This window comes from Microbacterium sp. Leaf351 (assembly GCF_001423825.1).
Classification (GTDB): domain Bacteria; phylum Actinomycetota; class Actinomycetes; order Actinomycetales; family Microbacteriaceae; genus Microbacterium; species Microbacterium ginsengisoli.
In genome coordinates, this window is record NZ_LMPK01000016.1 from 3,171 (window position 1) to 5,972 (window position 2,802).

The 2,802-nt window shown below is 73.4% G+C and carries 3 protein-coding genes; 1 reads left to right on the forward strand and 2 read right to left on the reverse strand.

The window, feature by feature from the left end; all coding sequences use genetic code 11:
- The coding region (locus ASG00_RS15725; RefSeq protein ID WP_200930878.1) for a hypothetical protein at nt 1-267 on the reverse strand (267 nt) is incomplete at its 3' end.
- 56 nt (nt 268-323) lie between these two features.
- Nucleotides 324-1,718 (reverse strand): FGGY family carbohydrate kinase, encoded by a 1,395-nt coding sequence (locus tag ASG00_RS06790; protein ID WP_200930879.1) that lies wholly within the window; start codon nt 1,716-1,718, stop codon nt 324-326.
- Between the two features lie 123 nt (nt 1,719-1,841).
- On the opposite strand from ASG00_RS06790, the gene ASG00_RS14450 reads away from it, so the two are divergent.
- Nucleotides 1,842-2,802: HAD family hydrolase (locus ASG00_RS14450; protein WP_235559400.1), on the forward strand; the 961-nt coding region annotated here is incomplete at its 3' end.

The window sequence follows — 2,802 nt, forward strand, 5'->3', positions numbered from 1 at the left end:
GCGCGAGAGCACACCGTCGTCGACGATCCCGGGAAGCGCGACCTCGGGGTCGAGCAGGATGGCCGGGGCGTGGTTGGCGAGGTGGCGCACGAGGTCCGCCTTGACCTCGGCGAGCTCCTCGCGGGTGATCGCGTCGGAGCCGTGCGGGGCGTCCTTGATGGCCGCCTTCATGCCGTTGCGCTGATCGGCGGCGACGATGAGCATGTTGCCGTCCGGGGTCGAGATCGACTGGAGGGCGCGGCGCTCGAGCGTGGTCAGTTCGTTCATGGGGTGCTCCTTGGTGGGGGTCGATGGCAGACGGGCGGATGCCACGTCCGCAGGCTCTAGGGGGTGGTCGGTGTCGCCGCGGGGGATGCGGACACGAGGCGCGCGGCCACACGGGCTGCGCCGTACGCGGTGTCCTGCTCGCGGGTGGAGACGGTGACGTCGGGAAGCAGCTGGGCGCGGGCGCGCACGACCGAGGGCATCCCGACCCAGCCCCCGGTGAGCCGGGTGCGGGTGGCGGGCGGCACCTCGCGGTCCATCGCCTGAACGAGCAGGGCGATCTCGTCGTTGCTGTGGCGCAGCACGGCTCCGAAGATCTCGGCGGGCGAGACGCCGTCGGCGTGCAGGGTCATGCGCAGCACGCCGTCGTCGTTGCGAGCTCCGCTGACCTCGATCGCGCCGTCCGGGAGGGATCCCTCGTACGGGAGGGCCATCACCGCGGCATCCAGCTCGTCGCGTCCCGCCCGGTCGGAGATGCCCGCAGCTCCCAGGGCCCGCCGCAGCAGGAGGCCCGTCTTCACGCCGGCGACGAGCACGTGCTTGCCGGGGACGACGTGCGCGACCTCGTTGATGAGGGCGTCCGCGAGGCGCTGACGGGCGTCGAATCCGAGCGGACCGTCGAGCACGCGCAGCAGCACCTCGGCCGTGCCGAGGGAGACGTGATAGCTGTCGGCGGCGAGGGCGTCGCCGGCTTCCGCCGCGACGAGGTGGTCATGTCCGGCGACGGTGAGCTCGGCCCCGGCGAAGCGCGGGCCGAACGCCGTCGCGACGCGTCCCCACGACTCGCCGCCGCCGCGCAGGGGCGGGAGGAACCCGGCGTCGATGCCGAGCACGTCGAGCATCTCGGGCCAGGCCGCCTCGGCGTCCTGGTCGAGCAGGCCGGTGCGGGAGGTGAGGGAGTACTCGAGGGCCTCGTCGCCGCCGAGCGATGCGGCCACGAACTCGGGGAGGTTCAGCCAGCGGCATCCGCTCAGCTCGACCCCGCTGTCCCGCAGGAACGCGAGCTTCGCGACGGTGACCTGCGCGCCGAGCGGAAGCCCGGTGCGGCCCGCGAACTCCTCGCGCACGGTGGCGGGGAAGGCGGCGATCTGGTCGACGCCGCGCGGGTCGAACCACGCGAACCCGGGGGCGACCGCGGTGCCGGTCGCGTCGACGACCATCCCGGTCTCCCCCATGCCGGCGATGCCGAGGGCGACCACGGGCGCGGCGGTGAGCGGCGCGAGGGCGTCGTCGACCCGCGCGAAGAGGGTGGCGAGCGCGGCGGTGAGGGCCGCGGCATCCATCTCGGTCGTGCCGCCCGGGCCCACCCGCCAGGGTGTCGGCACCTGGTCGCTGACGAGCTCGGAGCCGTGCGCGTCGAGCACCAGCATCTTGATGCCGGTGCTGCCGAGGTCGATGCCGGCGAGCAGGCCGGATGCCGCGGCGGCGGGGTCGTCGCGCAGAGGCTGCGTCACGCGTTCTCCGTCCTTTCGACTCTTCGTCGAGGTCAAGGCGAGGATGGGGGAAGTCCCGGAAAATCAAGCATGACACCGGTGACTTGATACGACTATCGTGGACGTATGCGCTCCACGTGTCAAATGGAAAATCCTCGGGTGATCGTCGTGGCCGGCGTCGCGGGATCCGGGAAGACGACACTCGGACGCGCACTCGCGACCCGCCTCGGCGCGCCCCTCGTCGACCTCGACTCGGTCACCTCACCGCTGCTCGACGCCCTCCCCGACGAGGCGCTGGGCGGGCACTGGCTCGCCTCGCCGCACGCCGCGCGGATCCGCGTCGGCCGCTACACCGCCCTGCGCGCGGTCGCCGCCGACGCGGTCGCGACCGCGGGCGCCGCCGTGCTCGTCGCGCCGTTCACCGCGGAGCTCACGGGCGGTGCGGACTGGGCCGCGCTGCTCGACGCCGTCGCCCCCGCGGAGGTCGTCGTCATCCACCTGCGCGGCGACGCCTCGCTGTTCGCGGCACGACGTGCGGCCCGCGGCGAACGACGCGACGCCCACCGCGACGACACCCTGCCACCGGCGCCGGCCGTGCCGGTGATCCCCATCGACGCCGAGCTGTCCACCGCGCAGCAGGTCACTCGGCTCCTCCCCGCGCTCGGCATCCGCAGCGACCTCGACCGGGACGCTGCGGTCTTCGCTCGCACGTTCGACGCCGTGCTGTTCGACCTCGACGGCACCCTCATCGACTCGACCGCGTCGGTGATCCGTTCCTGGCGCCGGTTCGCCGAGCACTACGACGTCTCGATGCAGGCGCTGCACGACAACCACGGCCAGCCGGCGCGCACCCTCATCTCCCGCCTCCTGCCGCCGTCGCTGCAGGCCGAGGGCCTCGCGCACGTGACCGACCTCGAGGTCACCGACGCCGAGGGCCTCGAGCCCGTGCGTGGCGCGCGGGCCTTCTTCGACGGCATCCCCGCCGACCGACGGGCGATCGTCACCTCCGGTTCCGTCCCGATCGCCTCGGCTCGGCTCGACGCCGCCCGGTTCCCACATCCCGACGTGTTCGTCACCATCGACGACGTGACGACGGGCAAGCCCC